17 protein-coding genes and 1 pseudogene are annotated in these 17,721 nt (G+C 59.9%); 11 read left to right on the top strand and 7 right to left on the bottom strand.

The annotated features are described in order from the left end of the window. Positions 1-104: 104 nt before the first annotated feature. From WBH99_RS11030 to WBH99_RS11010, 5 genes and pseudogenes are all read left to right on the top strand, one after another. Complete coding sequence (locus tag WBH99_RS11030) at positions 105-329, top strand: HypC/HybG/HupF family hydrogenase formation chaperone (RefSeq protein WP_424220140.1); 225 nt, start codon at positions 105-107, stop codon at positions 327-329. A gap of 175 nt (positions 330-504) precedes the next feature. Continuing rightward, entirely contained in the window at positions 505-1,734 is a 1,230-nt protein-coding gene (gene hypD / locus WBH99_RS11025) for a hydrogenase formation protein HypD (RefSeq protein WP_424220139.1), read from the top strand. 117 nt (positions 1,735-1,851) lie between these two features. Further along, positions 1,852-3,477 (top strand): annotated as a pseudogene (gene bcsB, locus WBH99_RS11020) (cellulose biosynthesis cyclic di-GMP-binding regulatory protein BcsB); the annotation flags it as partial. 31 nt (positions 3,478-3,508) lie between these two features. Then, entirely contained in the window at positions 3,509-4,165 is a 657-nt protein-coding gene (locus tag WBH99_RS11015; protein WP_424220138.1) for a cellulose biosynthesis cyclic di-GMP-binding regulatory protein BcsB, read from the top strand. Next, the gene (locus tag WBH99_RS11010) at positions 4,158-4,982 is read left to right on the top strand and encodes a glycosyl hydrolase family 8 (RefSeq protein WP_424220137.1); all 825 of its coding nucleotides are present in this window, start codon (positions 4,158-4,160) and stop codon (positions 4,980-4,982) included. The genes WBH99_RS11015 and WBH99_RS11010 overlap by 8 nt, the downstream gene beginning before the upstream one ends. 127 nt (positions 4,983-5,109) lie before the next feature. Here the strand turns inward: WBH99_RS11010 and WBH99_RS11005 are convergent, their stop codons facing one another. From WBH99_RS11005 to WBH99_RS10990, 4 genes are read right to left on the bottom strand one after another with little or no spacing between them, the layout of a single operon-like run. Continuing rightward, the gene (locus WBH99_RS11005; protein WP_424220136.1) at positions 5,110-6,342 is read right to left on the bottom strand and encodes an ABC transporter permease; all 1,233 of its coding nucleotides are present in this window, start codon (positions 6,340-6,342) and stop codon (positions 5,110-5,112) included. Beyond that, the gene (locus tag WBH99_RS11000; protein WP_424220135.1) at positions 6,330-7,019 is read right to left on the bottom strand and encodes an ABC transporter ATP-binding protein; all 690 of its coding nucleotides are present in this window, start codon (positions 7,017-7,019) and stop codon (positions 6,330-6,332) included. The genes WBH99_RS11005 and WBH99_RS11000 overlap by 13 nt, the downstream gene beginning before the upstream one ends. Before the next feature lie 14 nt (positions 7,020-7,033). Then, on the bottom strand, positions 7,034-8,548 hold the full coding sequence (locus tag WBH99_RS10995; RefSeq protein WP_424220134.1) for an HlyD family efflux transporter periplasmic adaptor subunit: 1,515 nt from the start codon (positions 8,546-8,548) through the stop codon (positions 7,034-7,036). Further along, entirely contained in the window at positions 8,538-10,025 is a 1,488-nt protein-coding gene (locus WBH99_RS10990; protein WP_424220133.1) for a TolC family protein, read from the bottom strand. Before WBH99_RS10990 ends, WBH99_RS10995 begins: the two co-directional genes overlap by 11 nt. Before the next feature lie 180 nt (positions 10,026-10,205). Here WBH99_RS10990 and WBH99_RS10985 point away from each other — a divergent pair, with 180 nt between their 5' ends. Then, a complete protein-coding gene (locus tag WBH99_RS10985; RefSeq protein ID WP_424220132.1) occupies positions 10,206-10,757 on the top strand; it encodes a hypothetical protein in 552 nt (183 codons plus the stop codon). A 63-nt stretch (positions 10,758-10,820) separates the two neighbouring features. Here WBH99_RS10985 and WBH99_RS10980 read toward each other — a convergent pair whose 3' ends face one another. The 3 genes from WBH99_RS10980 to WBH99_RS10970 all read right to left on the bottom strand — a co-directional run bounded on the left by WBH99_RS10980 (position 10,821) and on the right by WBH99_RS10970 (position 12,800). Further along, positions 10,821-11,255 carry a flagellar protein FlhE gene (locus WBH99_RS10980; RefSeq protein ID WP_424220131.1) on the bottom strand — a complete coding sequence of 145 codons (435 nt, stop codon included), beginning with the start codon at positions 11,253-11,255 and terminating at the stop codon, positions 10,821-10,823. Between the two features lie 268 nt (positions 11,256-11,523). Then, the gene (locus WBH99_RS10975) at positions 11,524-12,111 is read right to left on the bottom strand and encodes a hypothetical protein (protein WP_424220130.1); all 588 of its coding nucleotides are present in this window, start codon (positions 12,109-12,111) and stop codon (positions 11,524-11,526) included. 20 nt (positions 12,112-12,131) lie between these two features. Then, positions 12,132-12,800, bottom strand: coding sequence for a helix-turn-helix domain-containing protein (locus WBH99_RS10970; protein ID WP_424220129.1), 669 nt, complete (start codon positions 12,798-12,800; stop codon positions 12,132-12,134). Between the two features lie 70 nt (positions 12,801-12,870). Between WBH99_RS10970 and WBH99_RS10965 the strand changes: the two genes are divergently transcribed. From WBH99_RS10965 to WBH99_RS10945, 5 genes are all read left to right on the top strand, one after another. Further along, on the top strand, positions 12,871-13,128 hold the full coding sequence (locus tag WBH99_RS10965) for a helix-turn-helix domain-containing protein (protein ID WP_424220128.1): 258 nt from the start codon (positions 12,871-12,873) through the stop codon (positions 13,126-13,128). A 206-nt stretch (positions 13,129-13,334) separates the two neighbouring features. Continuing rightward, positions 13,335-14,891, top strand: a complete 1,557-nt coding sequence (istA, locus tag WBH99_RS10960; RefSeq protein WP_424220127.1) for an IS21 family transposase — start codon at positions 13,335-13,337, stop codon at positions 14,889-14,891. Continuing rightward, positions 14,885-15,625 (top strand): IS21-like element helper ATPase IstB, encoded by a 741-nt coding sequence (gene istB / locus WBH99_RS10955; protein ID WP_424220126.1) that lies wholly within the window; start codon positions 14,885-14,887, stop codon positions 15,623-15,625. Before istA ends, istB begins: the two co-directional genes overlap by 7 nt. A 104-nt stretch (positions 15,626-15,729) precedes the next feature. Beyond that, positions 15,730-16,383, top strand: coding sequence for a glycosyl hydrolase family 8 (locus WBH99_RS10950; protein ID WP_424220125.1), 654 nt, complete (start codon positions 15,730-15,732; stop codon positions 16,381-16,383). Further along, a partial coding sequence (locus tag WBH99_RS10945; protein ID WP_424220124.1) for a tetratricopeptide repeat protein occupies positions 16,374-17,721 on the top strand: 1,348 nt, incomplete at its 3' end. The genes WBH99_RS10950 and WBH99_RS10945, both read left to right, overlap by 10 nt.

Here is a 17,721-nt window from a genome sequence, read left to right as displayed (position 1 = left end):
CTGCTACCCCGCCGGGCGCCCCCCGGCGACGGCGGGCTGGCCCTGGGCCAGGCCTGGATCGCCAGACAACGGCGCCCAACCCCACCCAACACGGAGACACCCCCATGTGCCTAGCCATACCAGCCCGCGTGGTCGAACTCAAGGATGCCGATACGGCCGTCGTCGACCTCTCCGGCGTCCGAAAGGAAATTTCCCTCGCCCTGGTGCAGGACGTGGCCGTCGGCGACTATGTGATCGTGCACGTCGGCTACGCCCTCAACAAACTGGACCCGGACGAGGCGGAGAAGACCCTGGCCCTGTTCGCCGAACTGGCCGCCAGCACCGGGTGAAAAACCGCCGGGCAGTAAAAAACCCATACCCCTCGCAAAGGCGCGAAGGCATGCCGGGATGCGGCGCCAAGACCCGCCCCGTTGTGCTTTTCTTGGCACCTTGGCACCTTGGCACCTTGGCACCTTTGCATCTTTGCACCTTTGCCCCTTGGCACCTTCACGCTGAAACGCTTTCATGAAATACATCGACGAATTCCGCGACGGGGAACTGGCCCGCAACCTCGCCCGACACATCGCCGCCGCGGCCGACCCGGCGCGGCCATACCGCTTCATGGAATTCTGCGGCGGCCATACCCACGCCATTGCCCGCTACGGGCTGAAGGCTCTGCTGCCGCCCAATGTGCGCCTGATCCACGGCCCCGGCTGCCCGGTCTGCGTGCTGCCCATCGGCCGGGTGGACCAGGCCATCCGCATGGCGCTGGAATACGAGGTGACCCTGTGCACCTACGGCGACTGCCTGCGGGTGCCGGCATCGAATGGCCTCTCGCTTTTGAAGGCCAGGGCCCGGGGCGCCGACGTGCGCATGGTCTATTCCACCCAGGATGCCCTCGCCCTGGCGCAACGGCATCCGGAGCGGCAGGTGGTGTTCTTTGCCATCGGCTTCGAGACCACCACGCCGCCCACGGCGGTGGCCATCGCCCAGGCGCAAGCCCTGGGGCTCGGCAATTTCTCGGTACTCTGCTGCCATGTGCTCACCCCGGCGGCGATCATCGGCATTCTCGGCGCCGCGCAAATCCAGAAAACCCAGAAAACCCCTGCAGCCGCGCAAACCCCGGAAATCGCTAGCGCGCAAGCGGGAGCGAAAGCCGATCCCCAAGGCGGCCTCGCCCTGGACGGCATGGTCGGCCCTGCCCATGTATCGACCGTGATCGGCAGCGCCCCCTACGAGTTCGTGCCAGAGCGCTACGGCAAGCCGGTGGTGATCGCCGGCTTCGAGCCCCTCGACATGCTGCAGGCCATCCTGATGCTGGTGCGCCAGGTCAATGACGGCCGGGCCGAGGTGGAAAACGAATTCACCCGGGCCGTGACCCGCCAGGGCAACCCGAAGGCCCAGGCTTTGGTGGCGCGGATCTTCACGCTCCGGCCCGAATTCGAATGGCGCGGCCTGGGCACCCTGCCCGCGAGCGCCTTGATGCTTTCCCCCGCCTACGCCGGCTTCGATGCGGAACTGCGCTTTCCCCTGCCCTATACCCCGGTTCCCGACCACAAGGCCTGCGAGTGCGGCGCCATCCTGCGCGGCGTCAAGGAACCGCGGGACTGCAAGGTGTTTGGCAGCGTGTGCACCCCGGACAACCCCCTCGGCTCCTGCATGGTGTCCTCCGAAGGCGCCTGCGCCGCCCATTACACCTATGGCCGTTACCAGGATCTGGGCGGCATGAGTCACCCGGAGGCCCACCGGCCATGAGCCTGCCATGAGCCTGCCGGGCCGGGTCTGGGACACCCCAAAGCCACAAGGGCGCTCGAACCTTTGCCCTCACCTGAAATTGAGAGTGTTTGTGCGTGACCCGCGACAAGGGGCGCCATGAGAATCGCCTCCCATTGCCAGCCACATTCCGCCAGAGCCCCCGTGAGCCCTTACCTTTTCCGCAGCCTGCTTTGCCTTCAGCTCCTCGCCTTGCACACGGCGAACCTGAATGCAGCCCCCGAACCTGATGAGGCTGACGTTCCTCCCCTCACGCAGGACAGCCGCCCCGCGCTGGCCCGACAGCAGCACCTCAGCTTCAAGGATCTGGGCCCCCATCAGGCCGTGGAACTGCGCGGCATCGACGGCAATGCCAGTCTGCCGGTCAACATCCGGCTCGATGAAGTGGTGACCGGGGCCCGGCTGAAACTGCATTACACCCTCTCCCCGGCCCTGCTGCCCCACCTCTCCCATCTCAAGGTCTACCTCAACGACGAGGCCCAGGCCGTGATCGCGGTGCCCAAGGAAAAACTGGGCAGCAAGCAGACCGTGGAGCTGCCCCTGGACCCGCGCTTTTTCACCGACTACAACCGCCTGCGCCTGCAACTCATCGGCCACTACACGGAAGACTGCGAATTTCCCTTTCACAGCAGCCTGTGGGCCAACATCGGCAGCGATTCCAGCCTGGACCTGAGCCTGCAGCCCCTGGAACTGCAGAACGATCTTGCCATCCTGCCGGCGCCCTTCTTCGATGAGCGGGACGACCGCCCGCTGCAACTGCCCTTTGTCTTTGCCCCCGGCCCTGACATGGAAACCCTGCGCGCCGCCGCCAGCCTGGCCTCCTGGTTCGGCACCCTGGCCGCTTACCGGGGCAACCACTTCCCGGTCCATCTGGACCGCCTGCCCGAGGGCCACGCGGTGGTGCTGGCCACGCCGGGCAAGGTTCCGGCTGGCCTCCAGCTGGGCGAGATCACGGGCCCGGGTATTGCCATCATCGACCACCCCCGGACCCAGGGCGCCAAGCTGCTGCTGATCCTGGGCCGCGACGGAGCCGAACTGAAGCTGGCCGCCGATGCCCTGGCCCTGGGTCAAGCCGCCCTGTCCGGCAGCCGGGTCCAGGTCCAGAAGCTGGACTACCCGAGCCGCCGCATCGCCTACGATGCCCCCCTGTGGCTACCCGTCGGCCGCCCGGTACGCTTTGGCGAACTGGTGCGTTTTCCCAGCGAACTGGAGACCAAGGGACAGCAACTGGGCACCCTGCGCATCAACGCCCGCCTGCCTCCCGACCTGTTCACCTGGCAGAGCAAGGGCATCCCCATCGACCTCCGCTACCGCTACACCCCGCTGCGCAACAGCCCGGACGCCCACCTGAGCGTCAGCATCAACGAGCAGTTCATCCAGGCGATTGCCCTGCCCGGCAGCGGCAAATCAGGCAGCGCCGACCGGCTCGTGCTGCCCCTGCTGGAAGATGAAGACACCCAGGCCCAGAGCACTCTGCGCATTCCCGCCTTCCAGGTGGGCAGCAACAACCAGCTGCAGTTCCGCTTCCAGCTGCCCCCGAGCGACACGGGCAAGTGCCAGACCAGCCTGCTCACCGACCTGCAGGCGGCCATCGACCCCGACTCGACCCTGGACCTGAGCCACTTCCACCATTACGCCGCCCTGCCCAACCTGGCCCTGTTCGCCAACAGCGGCTTTCCCTTCACCAAGTACGCCGACCTGGCAGAAACCACCGTGGTGCTGCCCGACGCCCCCCCGGGCCGAGGAAATCCAGCTGATGCTCACCACCCTGGGCAAGCTCGCGGCCCACACCGGCAGCCCGGGCCTGCGCCTGAGCCTGCTGCCCGCCAGCCGGCTAAAAGAAGCAGCAAACAGCGACCTGCTGATCATCCATGGCGGCGAGCAGAACGCCCTGCTGCAGACCTGGGGCCTGGACATGCCCGCCCTGCTGCAGCAGGGCAAGCGCAGCTTCGCCCCCCTGACCCAGGTCCAGAACGCCCTGTATGACTGGTTCGGCTGGCAGGAAAACCGGCCCCTGCCCGTGACCGGCCACGCCATCCTCTCCGGCGATGGCGCCCTGGCCAGCATCACCGGGCTGGAATCCCCCCTCGAGGCCGGCCGCAGCATCGTCATGCTCAACGCCACCCAGCCCGAGGCCCTGAGCCTGATCGGCGTCGCCCTCAATGACAGCGCCCGGGTGGACCGCATTCGCGGCGACCTGGCCTTCATGCGCGGCGAGCAGGTAGAAAGCTTCCGGGTGCAGGAACCCTACTACGTCGGCCAGCTCCCCTGGTGGAGCTGGCTCTGGTTCCACCTGCACCGGCACCCGCTGCTGCTCGCCCTGGCCGGCATCAGCCTGGGCCTGCTCCTGACCCTGATGGCCTTCGCCACCCTGAAACGCATCACCCAGCGCCGCCTTGGACACCATGGTTAAGAAAACGCTGAATCAATCCAAACCGTTCGGGCCGAGCCTCTCGAAGCGCTTGGTTTTGCAAGGCAAACCCTTCGACCCACGCAAGGCGGACGAAATAAGCTGGCGCTTTCCCGGATTTCCGCTGCAATTTCCACTGCCGCGGCCCGCTGGCCGTCGCCGGTTCCTGCAGCAGTTGGGCGCCCTGGCCTGCCTCACCGCGCTGAACCCTGCCCTTGCCACCCCGGCCGGCAAGGGCAGGGCCACACCGCAGGCCGCTCCTTGCGCCTGGCCCGGATGGCAGGCCTTCAAGCAGCAGTTCATCAGCGCGGGCGGCCGGGTGGTGGACCCGAGCTCAGCACGCCAGCCAACCTACTCCGAAGGCCAGGCCTATGCCCTGTTCTTCGCCCTGGTAGCCGGCGACCGCCCCGCCTTCGACCTGATCCTCAAATGGACCGAGAACAACCTGGCGGACGGCGACCTCACCACCCGCCTGCCGGCCTGGCTGTGGGGCAAACGGGACGATGGCAGCTGGGGCGTGATCGACAACAACCCCGCCTCGGATGCCGACCTGTGGATCGCCTATGCCCTGGGCGAGGCGGGCCGCCTGTGGCAGCAACGGCGCTACCTCGCCCTCTCCTCCTTGATCGCCGCCCGGGTGCTGCGCGAAGAAACGGCGGACATCCCGGGCCTGGGCCTCACGCTGCTGCCCGGCCCGCAAGGCTTTTGCAGAATCGCGTTGACCAGACCACCCGTTCTTGTCGCAGTTGACCAGGCAATCGCATTCGACCTGACCAGGCTGCTTTCGCCTCTTTTCTTTTTCACGATATATCTATCGTGATTTGTCCCGATCTCTCCGTGGTCTCGGATCGGCGAAGCCGAACGAGCCAGGCAGCAAGCGGAGCGCGGTAGTGGCGGAAAACGATGGCATCTACAGTTGCCGCGCTCATCGGTCCAAACGACACATGCTACTCTGACCGTAAAGCCTCAATCGGCGACATCTCCGAAGCCTTGAATGCGGGATAAATTCCGAAGAACAAGCCCGTCGCCAAGGACATCCCTAGACCAAGCAAGATGGACAGGTAGGACAATGAATAGTCCCACCCCGACAACACGGCGAACAGGATTGAAATGATCAACCCTAGAACGATCCCAATCACGCCACCACTCACTGATAACAAGGTCGACTCACAAACGATCATCGTCATGATGCTCATGCGATCCGCACCAATTGCCAAGCGTAGGCCGATTTCCTTTTTCCGCTCGGAGATGCCGGCCAGCATGGCATTCATGACCCCGATTCCGCCAACCAGGAGTGAGATACAGGCAACCCCCACCAACATCCAGGTGAACAACTGACCTTGTTTCTTCATGCCTTCTATCAGTTGCAAGGCACCTTGGACCTGGGCTGCTTTGCCTCTTTCCCGGAAATGGTTCGAGACATCCGCTAGCACCTGGATGGGGTCACGGCCTTCCGCAACGCGAATGAGAATGTTAGAGATGTTCCCAGTTGCCGTGCTCATTCTGCGATTTGCCTTGATGGGAACGATGAGTGCATTGTCGATATCAAAAGGCAGCAGTGGATTTCTTGGCGTGCTCTGTAAGATGCCGACAACTGTATATAGATAGTTGTCCATCCGAATCTTGTCGCCGATATTTAGCCTTTTCCCATCACCTGCTAATGCGTTAGCCATAGCGCTACCTACAACGACAACCGTGTCATAGCCATCAAGATCGCTCACGAAACGCCCGCGTTCAAGTTGCAATCGTGCCACGGTCAAAAGATCCTCGGTGGCCCCGATGGAGATACCATCCAACGACCTCCCGCTCCAGCCAGCCTTGACGGAATAGCTTGATATCGGAGTAGCAACGGAAACAGAAGAAATTTCCTGTTTGAGGTCTGATGCATCCTGACGCTCAATGGGATTGGCTTTGCGCTCGACTCCAATCCCGAAACCGTCCTGTACGATGATCAGGTCGGTACCCATTGTTTTGAATTGTCTGGCCGCCTCATCTGAGGTGTTTTCCCCGATATTGAGCAACGCAATGACCGAGGCTGATCCGATGATGATGCCTAACAAAGACAAGAGTGTGCGCTGTCGTACGCTCCGCATGTTATCGAGTGCTTCATGCAGCAAGGCTTGCAACAGGCTGGGGGAACGCAGAAAAAACTGGAAATTGAGCAGGTTCAGTTTGGGCACTGCGCCTCCCTCTGCACAATTGCATGCTGTTGTCCCACCAGGATTTCACGGTGACATCGCGCACTGATTGCAGGGTCATGGGTCACTATTACGATAGAGACACCCGCTTCCCGGTTCAACTCTCCCAGTAAATCCAGTATGTCTTTCGCTGATTTCGGATCGAGGTTACCGGTCGGCTCGTCAGCCAGCACCAGCCTAGGTTGTCCGATCAGGGCCCGAGCGATTGCGACCCGCTGTTTTTGTCCCCCAGATAGCGCATCGGGCAAATGATCAGCCCGCTCACCCAGACCAACCCGTTCGAGCAGGGGGTAGGCTATCCGTCGCCGTTCCACCTTTCCGATACCGCGATAAAGGAGTGGTAGGCCCACGTTGTCCAAGGCGGAAAGACGGGGCAGAAGATTGAATGACTGGAATACAAAACCAAAGTGACGATTCCTGATCTCTGCCTGCCTCCGCTCATCGATGTCATGTACAGTATTGCCTTGATAAATAACGGACCCGCTATCAGGCATGTCCAGCAGGCCCATGATGTTCAGGAGGGTGCTTTTTCCCGAACCCGAGGCACCAACGATTGAGCATATTTCACCATCGGCAATGGTGAAAGAAATCTCACGAAGAACCGGGATGTCATGTCCATTCTGCCGGTATGTCTTGCTGACCCGATCCAGTTTTAGCATCGCATGCCCACACGTCATCGAGTCGAATTGCTATTGACCGACGAAACGGCCGTGATCTCTTTGCGGCTTTTCTCGATACTGACATTGCAGGACATCCCGACACGCAGGCGGCGACGTTGCTGCTCATTAAGTCCGGGGATTTCGATCTTGATATCGAAAACCGCACTCCGCGAAGCGCCACCATTTTGTGCTGCCTGAGCTGAAATCTCGACGAGTCGACCATCGATAGGAGGCATATCCTGGGAGTCAATCGATACCGCCACCTTCATGCCCGGGGTCAGGTCGACAATATCTGCTTCGTCGACCTTGGCAGACACCCTGAGTCTGGCTGTCGATGCAATATTGAATAGCAATTGACCTTTAGCGATTCGGCTACCGGTCTCCAACGTCGCTGGCGCTTGGCCGGATGTCGCCGGAGCCTTGGCGATGATTCCTGCGCGGGGTGCGTTTATTTTTTCGAGTGCCAGGCTGCTCGACAGATCGTTATATTTGGCCTGTGCCTGCTCGTATTCGATGCGGGCAATCTCACGGTTGCCTTTGCTGGCTTTTTCACGCGTTGCTTTCAGATCATCCGTGGCTGCCGCGAGTTGGGACTTGTAGCCGTTGAGTTGTTCGACCAAGCCATCGTGCTCGCCACGGGGAATGATCCCCTTCTTGAGTAAAGTTTCCGCTTCCTGAACCTTGCGCTCGGTTTGTTCAACTTGCTGTTGCGCCAGTGCAGCAGTGCGCTGCGCGCGTGCGACCTCGGTGCCTTTTTCCCAGTTCTCCAGTTCCAGCAAGGTTTTTGCGGCCTTGAGCATGGCTATCTTTGCCTCCTGGATACGACCCAGCAGTTCCGTGGTGTCAAGCGTCAGCAGCAGTTGGCCTTGACTGACTTCGGTATCAAAGGAAAATCCTTTTTCCTTGATCACAGCGTCGAATGGCGCCGTGACACTCATCGTATCGCCTGCCTCGATTGTTCCTACAACTGACAACGCTGAATCTAAAGCCTTGGGAGTATTAATGCCCCCGTTTAACATGACAGGAGCTAACGTCCCCGATTCTGCCGGTGGTGATGTCTGATCCACGCGAGCACTCAGGGGCAATACATACACTGCAATTGCTATTGCCAGGACGCTGCCAGTGGCAAAGATGGTTTTCTTGCTCAGCTGTGTTTTCGCTAACCACGCGGGGGGAAATGCCGACAGCCAGGGACGGGAATGCGCCCTGCTGAGCGTAACAAGCCAGGCTGCATGACCACTGGCATCTTGCAATGCATCACAACGGGCTGAAAGCTGATTCGTTGGATCAATCGACCTTCGATCAGCCCTTTCGGTTGGCGTGTGGCGGAATTTCTCGATCAAATCCTTCAGCACGGCTTCGGGTACTTGATCGTCCAGTACGTCAATGATGGATTGGCCGACGGCCTGGTTTTGGGAAATGGATAGCAGTGTCTCCGCTTGGGCGTTAAGACGCTCAATGATGCCAAGGTTACTGACCAGGACAATACCTGCAGGAGAACAAGCCGACACGGTATGATCAATATTCATAATTGGCTAACTCGGGTTCAGCAATGGGAATGCTCCAGACTTCCAGGGTTTTTCCCATGCGCTCATCCAGATCGGTAAGCGCATTCAGATAGGCGATTTCGGCATTGACTCGCGCATTCTCTGCATTACGCAAGTCGTTTTCGAACGAGAGTATCTGAAAGTTCGACGAGCGTCCGACCTGCAGTTTCTCCTTTTCAGCATTTAGCTTGAGTACTGAGAGTTCCCGTGCTTTATTGGAAAGCTCCAACTGTCGCCAACGTGTTTGGACATTGCGTACGGCATCCCGGATACGTTGCTCTACGACTTGCCGTGTTTCGTGCACCTTCAGAGTCTGGCTTTTCAAATCCACTGAGGCACGCACCGTTGCTTGCTCTATCGAACGATCACCCAGCGGTATGGTGAGTTGAATGCCGGCATACGACGTATCGTTTTTCTGTGCCGAGGTCTGCGTCGTATTGACTGATCCAAAACCTCCGGACGATCCTCGACTCTGCGTTTTTCCGGCAACTAGAGACAAGTCCCATAGCTGCTGATTTTTCGCGTAGTCGAGATTGATTTTTGCACGCTCGGATTGCAGTTGTGCGATCAGGTAATCCGGCTGGTTCGCGAGTGCAATAGTCAGTGCTTGAGCAAGGTCGATGCCTCGCAGGCGAATGTCTTTGGCCCCAACCGCGACGACAGGCGTGCGCGGTTCCAGGGCGAGCAGGCTCAAGAGCGCTAGGCGCGAAGTATCGATCTGATTCTCTGCTTCTTCCAAAGCCACCTCACGATTGGCGACCTCTGCCTCGGTCTGAAATATCTCCACCTCCGCCATGCGACCGGTAGAAATCAGCGCCTTGTTGACTTGGTAGAGGTCTTTGCTACGCTGTAACGCCGCTTCTGCGATCATTCGCTGCTCTTGCGCCCGAAGCAATTCGCGATAAGCAGAGGTGACCTGCGTCACTGTCTGCGAAAGTGTTGCCTTCAGGGTGAGGCGGTTAATCTGTTCATCAAGGCGAGCAGCGCGGATTGAGGCAGTATTTGCGTCCAGCCCTCCGTTCTTCAACAGAGGCTGTGTCAGGGTGATTGAGGTCGACGATGAGTTGGAAGAGGAGGAGCCAATAGCGTTCGCTGTCGATAATGACAGTTTTGCCCCAGTCGGCAAGGCGAGCGTAGCGTTAGTGGTGATGTCCTTTGTTCGGGAAGACAATCCGGCGGCTTTGTTGTCCAGCATCCCGGTGGCCAACGTCAGTTTGGGGAAAAACTTTCCTTCGCTGACGTATAGATCAAATTTCTGGGCGACACGTTGCAAATACGCCGTCTGAATACCACGGTTATCCCGTACGGCTAGTGCAATTGCATCACCAAGGGTTAACCTAAGGATCTCTTGCTGCCGCCGTTCATGGATTTCGGAGTAAACAGCTTCGGCGGCATCAACCCGGGAACCGCAGGCAAAAAAGGCAAAAGCCAGAGATATGGCTCTTGCGTACTTGGGCAATCCTCTCATCTGGAAGGCAGTACATCATAATTTCTTGGGGTTGAGCATTAGCTTACGTCGCAATCTTAATTTTTCATCGAGAACAGGATACTGCCTCAGGGCGGCAATGCCAAGCGCAAAATTGCAATTGGCATGAATAATGCTGGAAACGAGCACCCTTTCTTCTCATAGGAGAACATCATGATAATCCAGTCTAGCTACGGCGCCTTGGCTTACAGCGGTATTTCAGCTTCCTCAGCGCAACGGCAAGAAGGCCGCACAGTACCGGCAGCCATTGCCGCCCCGGCAAAAAATGCCGATCAGGTATCACTGTCCGCTGCTGGCAAAACCCTTGCTGCCAGCGCGGTCACTTCTACACAGGCCAGAACCCCGGCTCAGGAAAAACTGATAATGGCCGCCAGCTCTGACCGCGCAAGTGCAGACAAAATTGCCTACGACATGGCCATTACACCAAGTACTATTTTTTATAATATCAGTGACGTTGGTGGTGGTGAGGAAGTAAATAAATTATCCACCTCCGGGCGAATCATCGACGATGGATTCAAAGACCGGTTTAACAGTGAAGCTTCTGTGATCGATGCACAGCGACGCGCCATCTATGAATCTGAGAAAGCAAAAGGGACAGACCCGTTGCAGATTCTGAGCATGATGATCGACTTCACGAACTCACAATCCGCAGATTACCTTGAGGCCACTGGTTGGGGGTGGAGAGGTAGTTCGTCACCAGGATAAGCAACTCATCCCTGAGCTATCGACGGGCAGTGTTACAACCAACAACTGCCCGCGATTTCTCAATCAGTAAACGTAGTTAACCGTTACGGTAGTAGTTCCACCATACAACGGGGCCATTGTGCCGGTACCGCTAACGCGGGAATACAGCCTCAGCGATTGATTGGCAGGAACGCCGTAGCCGGAGAAATTGACAGAACCAGTTCCAAAGTTCGTGACATCTGCACAAAGAGTAGCATTATTGTTGCACAGGAAGACCTGCAACCCGGCGGGCCGAGGGTAACTGTAGCTCCAGGTGTAATTCACGACAGTCAAGGTCGCATTGCTCGGTGGATTTCCTACCACGGGATAGGCAACGTTATACCAATAATTCTTGGTGTAAATTGTGGGTGCGACGGCCGAGCTGCCGTATGCACCAGAGGCAGCACTGGCGCTGTGAGCAAACATGAAAGTTGCTGCCAATGCCAAAAAGCTTGAATACAGCCATTTCTTGAGTTTCATTTGATACTCCTTGCAAAGGGGTTCGTTCGTGTAGGAAAAATCGACAACCGCGTACAAATGCCTTGCCGGCAAAGATTGCTGCGCCCCGAAAGCCTTGCGCAGACATGCCGAAAACATCAGTGTACGCAAATGGCATTATACCGAGGTGATCTATGCATGCAATCTGGATTTGTACATGCCAGCGCAGGGCGGCAAAAACTGCCTTGTTTCCCACAGCCAGACCGCCGATGGATGCTTGCGGAGGAGATGGCCAATACCCATCAGCCTGTCAGCCGGAGATATTGAAGGTCTTTCTATGCCAAACAGGAATGCAAGAATCCACTACACCAGTCTGCTTAAGCGTACGCCAGGGCGCGATGAACATCTTCATCAGCAAACCGCCGACGCAGAACCAGGTCAGGCCCAGGCATATTTGGACCAAATCCCGCTTCCATGCAGGTGCGTGCTCCGCTCCCGCCATCTGTAGGATGGCCGCCGCAAACACGAGGCTGATCAACGAAATCTGAAACCAGCCGTACATCGGCATCAGGCGACTGGTGTCGACAACGAGTTCGCGACGCGTGACGCGTAAATGCCCAGCCCGCTTGAGCCAGCGAATTTCATCATCGAGCAAATCGTATTTGTTCTGGAAAGCGATGAGTTGCGGCCTGACCAGTGAAGTCGCATTGAAGCCAAACCGATATTTGAACAAACGTTCGTTGTCCATCGCCAACTCATCCAGTTTGGTTTTGGAAGCAGTGGCCAGCAGCAGCTTGATCGAACCGGGGATGAAATACTCGTGATAATCGCGCCCGGCCGCTCTTTGTTCCAAGGCAAAGTTGAGTTGGACAGAGTCGAATTGCGGGGTATCGCTCATGGCTTGGGGCTCCGTATCGGTCAGTGTTCGTGAAAGTCGCGACCGGCAATCTTGTTGAAAGCGCCGGCGTTGATCTGAATCGTTGAATTCGAACCACTGCTCCGCGCCAAGGCGGCCACCTTGTCGATGGGTTTCCTAGCCTCAAAATGCGCCATGGCGGCGGCAAGGAGATTGCGGCGCTGGGCGCCGGGGTCTTGGGTCCACAACTGGCCGTTATAGAGTTCCAGGGCCAATTCAGCATCAGAATCGGTCGGCGCGATTTCATCGAGAAAGGCCTTGATGTCCGGCTCCGCTGCCGCTTCCTGCAAGCGCCCGTCACGAATCAGCAGCAGCAAGGCTTTTGCCGTGGTGTTGCCATCGATCACCGCCGAGCGGGCGACTGCAATCTGTAGCCGGATGGTACGCAGCAGGTCGAGGTCGATGCCACTACCACCGGTTACCGTGCCTTCTCCGGTCAGCAGCCAATCGACCGAGATACCGAAGGTAGTCCGGATGGCATACAGAAACTCCGAGCCGGGCTTCTTCTGGCCGCGCACGACATCGCTGACGAAGCCCGCCGAAACACCGAGTTGCCTGGCAAATTCGGACTGATTGAGGCCGGTGTGAGCAATGGCCTGGCCAACACGGGCCGCGAAACCACCCAGTCCAGACGAATCGGTCCCAGAAATATCTTGATTGGAAGTTCTCATTGAGCGTATATTTGTCGCTATCGCGAATTTCGTTGGCTATTGAGAGATAGCCTACTCTCTGAGAGAAGGTATGTCACCTCAACTGACCATGGATGCTGTCGAGATCAACTATCGCCTGCGCCGCCTGGGCAAGACTCAGGCGCAAATTGCCCGTGAAGTCGGAGTCTCGGGTGGTGTGGTGAGCAACGTGATTCACGGGCGAATCACCGCCTATGCGGTGGCTCAGCACATTGCCGGCCTGCTCGGTTTACGGATCGAGGACATCTGGCCGGAGCGCTACATCTTTAAGCCGCGGCAGCGGCAAAGCCACAGGGAGGAAATGCCATGAGTTGACCACGATCAGCGCTGTAAAGATCGAGGCCACATGGCAAGAAGGGCTCAGGAGGTCGAGTCCAGAGCCCTTCTTTGGAGATGTCATTCCTAACCGGGTGACACGTTGATTCTCCTTGCCCTGCGTGCCGGCGTCAAGTGCCGGCCGGCCTCGCGCATGCCTCAATTTCAGGAACGTTGTCTCAGGACAACCAAGGAGATTTCATGAAAACCCCCATCCCCGTTCAGCGCGACATCGTTCGCCTGATCGACAAGGGCTTGAGCAGTCGCGCTGTCGGCCGCCAGCTCTCTATTTCCCACAATACGGTCGAACTGCTGCGCACCCGGCTTGCCGCCACCGGCCTGACGCAAGCGGATTTGTCGGCGCTCGATAATGAAGCATTCGCCATTCGTCTCGGCACGGCCCGTAACCCGAACCCTTCCGGCAAGATCGTTCCCGACTGGGATGTGGTACGCGAAGAACTGTCCCAGCGGGACATGACCCTGAGTTTAATCTGGGAGGAGTACCGCCAGGCGAACCATGAACACCTTGCTGATTGCCTGTGTTATTCCCAGTTCCAGAAGCGCTACAAGGCTTGGCTCAAGACCCAGCGCATGAGCATGCGGCAGTTCCATAAGCCGGGTGATCAACTGTTCGTGGATTTCTGCGGTCGGACGATGCCGATTACGAATCCGGAAACCGGCGAGGAGACGCCGGCGCAAGTGTTCGTCGGGGTGCTGGGTGGATCGTCGTACACGTTTGCCTATGCCGTGCCGAGCCAGAAAATTGCCGACTGGATTGCCTGCCATGTGAAGGCCTTCGAGTTCTTCGGCGGCGTGCCGCAACAGGTGGTCCCGGATAATCTCAAATCCGCGGTAATCAAACACACGCCACAGGAGGTCATCACCAATGCGGCCTATGCCGACTGCGCCGAGCATTACGACGTGCTGATCAACCCGGCGCGCAGCCGCAAGCCCAAAGACAAATCGCTGGCTGAGGTCGGGGTTCAGATAGTGCAGCGCTGGGTGTTGGCGCCGTTGCGCAAACGAACCTTCTTTAGCGTCGAGGAACTGAATGTCGAGATCGCCAAGCGGATCGAGTTGCTGAACAACAAAATCAGCAAGAAATACAAACAGAGTCGGACGCAACGCTTCATTGAACTGGACCTGCCAGCGTTGCGGCCACTGCCCTTGCATCCCTATGAGAGCGTGGCCTGGAAATACAAGGTGCGCGTGGCCGAGGACTATCACGTCGAGTACGAAGGCAGTTTCTACTCGGTGCCGTATCAGTACCGGATGCATCAGGTGGACTTGCGGGCGACTCGCACTACGCTGGAGGTACTGCTGAATCGGGCGCGTATCACCAGCCATGTGCTGTTGGCGTCACCCGGACGGCGTACTTTGGAGGATCACATGCCTATCCAGCACTTGCGGCAGACGGAGCAAGATCCAGACTCGCTTCTGGAATGGGCGGAAGGCATTGGCCCCAATGTACTGGCCTGGGTGCGCGGCAATTTGCAGCAACGCCGGGATTTCGCGAACGGCGTGAAATCAGCTCGCAATTTGCGGCGCTGGGCGCGGGAGGAACAAGCCCATGATCGGCTGGATGGCGCCTGCGCTTTCGCCTTGAAGATCGGCGTGCTGACGTTCAATCGTCTGAAGTCGATCATTACCAATCGGAGCGATCTGCGCCTGCCAGTTGAACCGACGGCCTGGGTGCAAAAGCACGGGAACCTTCGCGGCGCTGAATACTATGCACAACAGGGAGGCATCTCATGCTGAACCAGCAAACCATGGCCCAGCTTCAAGCGCTCGGCTTGCAAGGGATGTTGCGGGCATTGAATCGGCAACTCGATGATCCCTCTATTCAGAAACTCAATTTCGATGAGCGCTTTGTCCTGCTGCTCGATGCGGAAACTGGTGATCGTGAGGGCCGAAAGATTGAGCGGCTGTTGAAGGCTGCCAAAATGCGTCAAGCCAATGCCTGCCTGGAGGATGTCGACTATCGGGCGACTCGCGGTATCGATCCGGCGCAGGTTGCCAGCCTGGGAGATTGTGTCTGGATTTCCCGGCGGCAGAATCTGGTGCTGACTGGACTCACGGGAACTGGCAAGTCCTGGTTGGCCTGTGCTTTCGGTAAGCAGGCGTGTCGCTCCGGGCATTCTGTTTATTTCACGACGGCGACGCAGCTATACGAGAACCTGATTGCCGCGCAGGCCGATGGCACCTTGTCAAAGCTGCGCCGGCAGCTCGTGAAAACGCAACTGCTGATTATTGATGACTTCGGCATCGGCGGGATTGATGTTCATCTGGGGCCGATTCTGCTCGATGTCATTGATCAGCAATCGATGCAGGGATCGCTCCTTATCACCAGCCAGTTTCCGCCGGAGAAGTGGTACGACCTGTTCAACGATCCGACCGTGGCCGATGCGATCCTGGATCGGATTGTGCATCGGGCGCATTTCATGGAACTGAAAGGAGAGTCGATGCGGAAGGTGCGGGCGAAGAAAACCTGATCCCGGTAGCCTCAGATTGCAACCCCGTTTCGGCGGGGTGGTCAACTACTCGAAATCAGTGGTCAGGCCCGGTGAGATTGCCTGGTCAGGTGGGATACGTTTGGGTGGTCAACTGGAAGGAGATTTCGCACTTTCACCCGTCGCCCCAGCGCTGGCGCCTCAACCCGAGCTACCTGCCCCTGCAACTCCTGGCCTGGTTTGCCTCCCGCAGCGAGGCCCCGGCCTGGCAGGCCCTGCAGAAAAGTTCGCTTCGCATGATTCTCGAATCCAGCCCGAAAGGTTTCACCCCCGACTGGATCATCTTTGAAGCCGGCAAAGGCTTCCTGCCCGACAAAGACGGCCCGGACAAGGCCGATGGCGGCTACAACGCCATCCGCGTCTACCTCTGGGCCGGCACCCTGGCCCCCGACGCCCCCGGCCGCCAGCAACTGCTCGACCAGCTGGCCCCGATGGCCGACTATGTAGCCCGCCACGGCTACCCGCCCGAACGCATCGACAGCCGCACCGGCCAGGGCAACAAGGCCGGCCCCCCGGGCTTTTCCGCAGCCCTGCTGCCCTTCCTCCAGGCAAGCAACGCCCGGCAGCCCCTGCAAGAGCAACAACAGCGCCTGGAAGCCCAGCCCCCGCGCCCCGACGCCTACTACGAACAAGCCCTGACCCTGTTCGCCCTGGGCTGGATGCAGGGACGCTACCGCTACGATCGCGATGGCAGCCTGCTCCTGCCAAGCGCCTCCAGAGGCAAGGGCAGATGCGACTGAAGCTGCGCGACCCCGCGCTGACGCTGGTCATCGGACTCGCCCTGGGCCTGCCCGCCAGCCTGGCCTGGGGCGCCCCCACCGCCCAGGGAGCCGACACCCTGCTCCAGGCCGCCCGCATGTGGGACGGCAAGCAGCGCGGCGACCTGGCCCGGCAGATGCTCGAAAAATACCTGCTGGCCCGGCCCGACTCGGCAGAGGCCCTGCTCATGCTGGGCGAGCTGGAACTGCGCTCCGGCCAGCCGGCCCGGGCCGAAGCCCTGCTGCAGCGGCTGCGGCAACACCATCCCCAGGCCCGGGAAACCCGCGACCTGGCCCTGCTGCTGCGCCTCCAGACCCGGGACGGGGAAGCCCTGGCCCAGATGCGCCTGCTGGCCCGGGCCGGCCAGTACGAAGCCGCCCTGGCCGAACTGCGCCGCCTCCTCCCGGACGGCCCGCCCCCCGGCGACCTGGCCCTGGAGTACTACCGGATTCTGGCCCAGACCCCGAAAGGCGAGGCCGAAGCCCGCCAGGGGCTCGAAGGCCTGCGCCAGCGCTACCCCGGGGACATCCGCTACGAACTGGCCCTGACCCAAGTCATGGGCAACACCGCGGTGGACCGCCTCCGGGCCCTGCAGACCTACGCCCGCCTGGCCCGCCAGGGCGACGCACCGCGCCAGCAACTGCTCGATGCCTGGCGCAGCCTGCTCTACCGCCTGCCCGAAGATGGCAGCGCCATTCCTCACCTGCAGGCCTACCTGGCCTTCGCCCCCGAAGAAAGCGCCATGGCCGGGCGGCTGCGCAACGCCCAGCTCGCCCATGCCGCCCACCTGCGCCAGCTCGCCGACCCGGCCTACCAGGCCCGGCTGCGGGCCCTGAAGGAACTGGACCGGGACGAGGCCGACCTGGAGCAGGCCGAAGCCGACCTGCGCCTGGCCCTGGCCCGGCGCCGCCAGGACCCGGAAGTGCTGGGCGGCCTGGGGCTGGTACAGCTGCGCCGGGGCCAGCACGCAGCCGCCCGGGAATGGTTCCAGAAAGCAGCCCGCCAGGACCCGGAAAGTCAACGCTGGGTGCAACTGGCCGCCACGGCGCGCTTCTGGGGCCTGCTGCGCCAGGCCGAAGATCAGCTCGAAGCCCGCCAGCTGCCCGCAGCGGAAGCCTCGGTGCGGGCCGCCCTGGCCCTCGACCCCCGGAACCCGGAAGCCCGCGCCACCCTGGCCGCCGTGCAGTTCGAAGCCGGCCAGACCGAGGCCGCAGAACAGGGTTATCGCCAGATCCTGGCAGACCACCCGACCCAGGCCAGCGCCGTGCGCGGCCTCACCCGCCTGCTGGTGCGCGCCCACCGCCAGCCCGAAGCCCTGG

It is taken from the genome of Azovibrio sp., assembly GCF_049658005.1.
GTDB lineage: Bacteria > Pseudomonadota > Gammaproteobacteria > Burkholderiales > Rhodocyclaceae > Azovibrio.
This window is presented reverse-complemented; position numbering and strand designations above follow the sequence as displayed.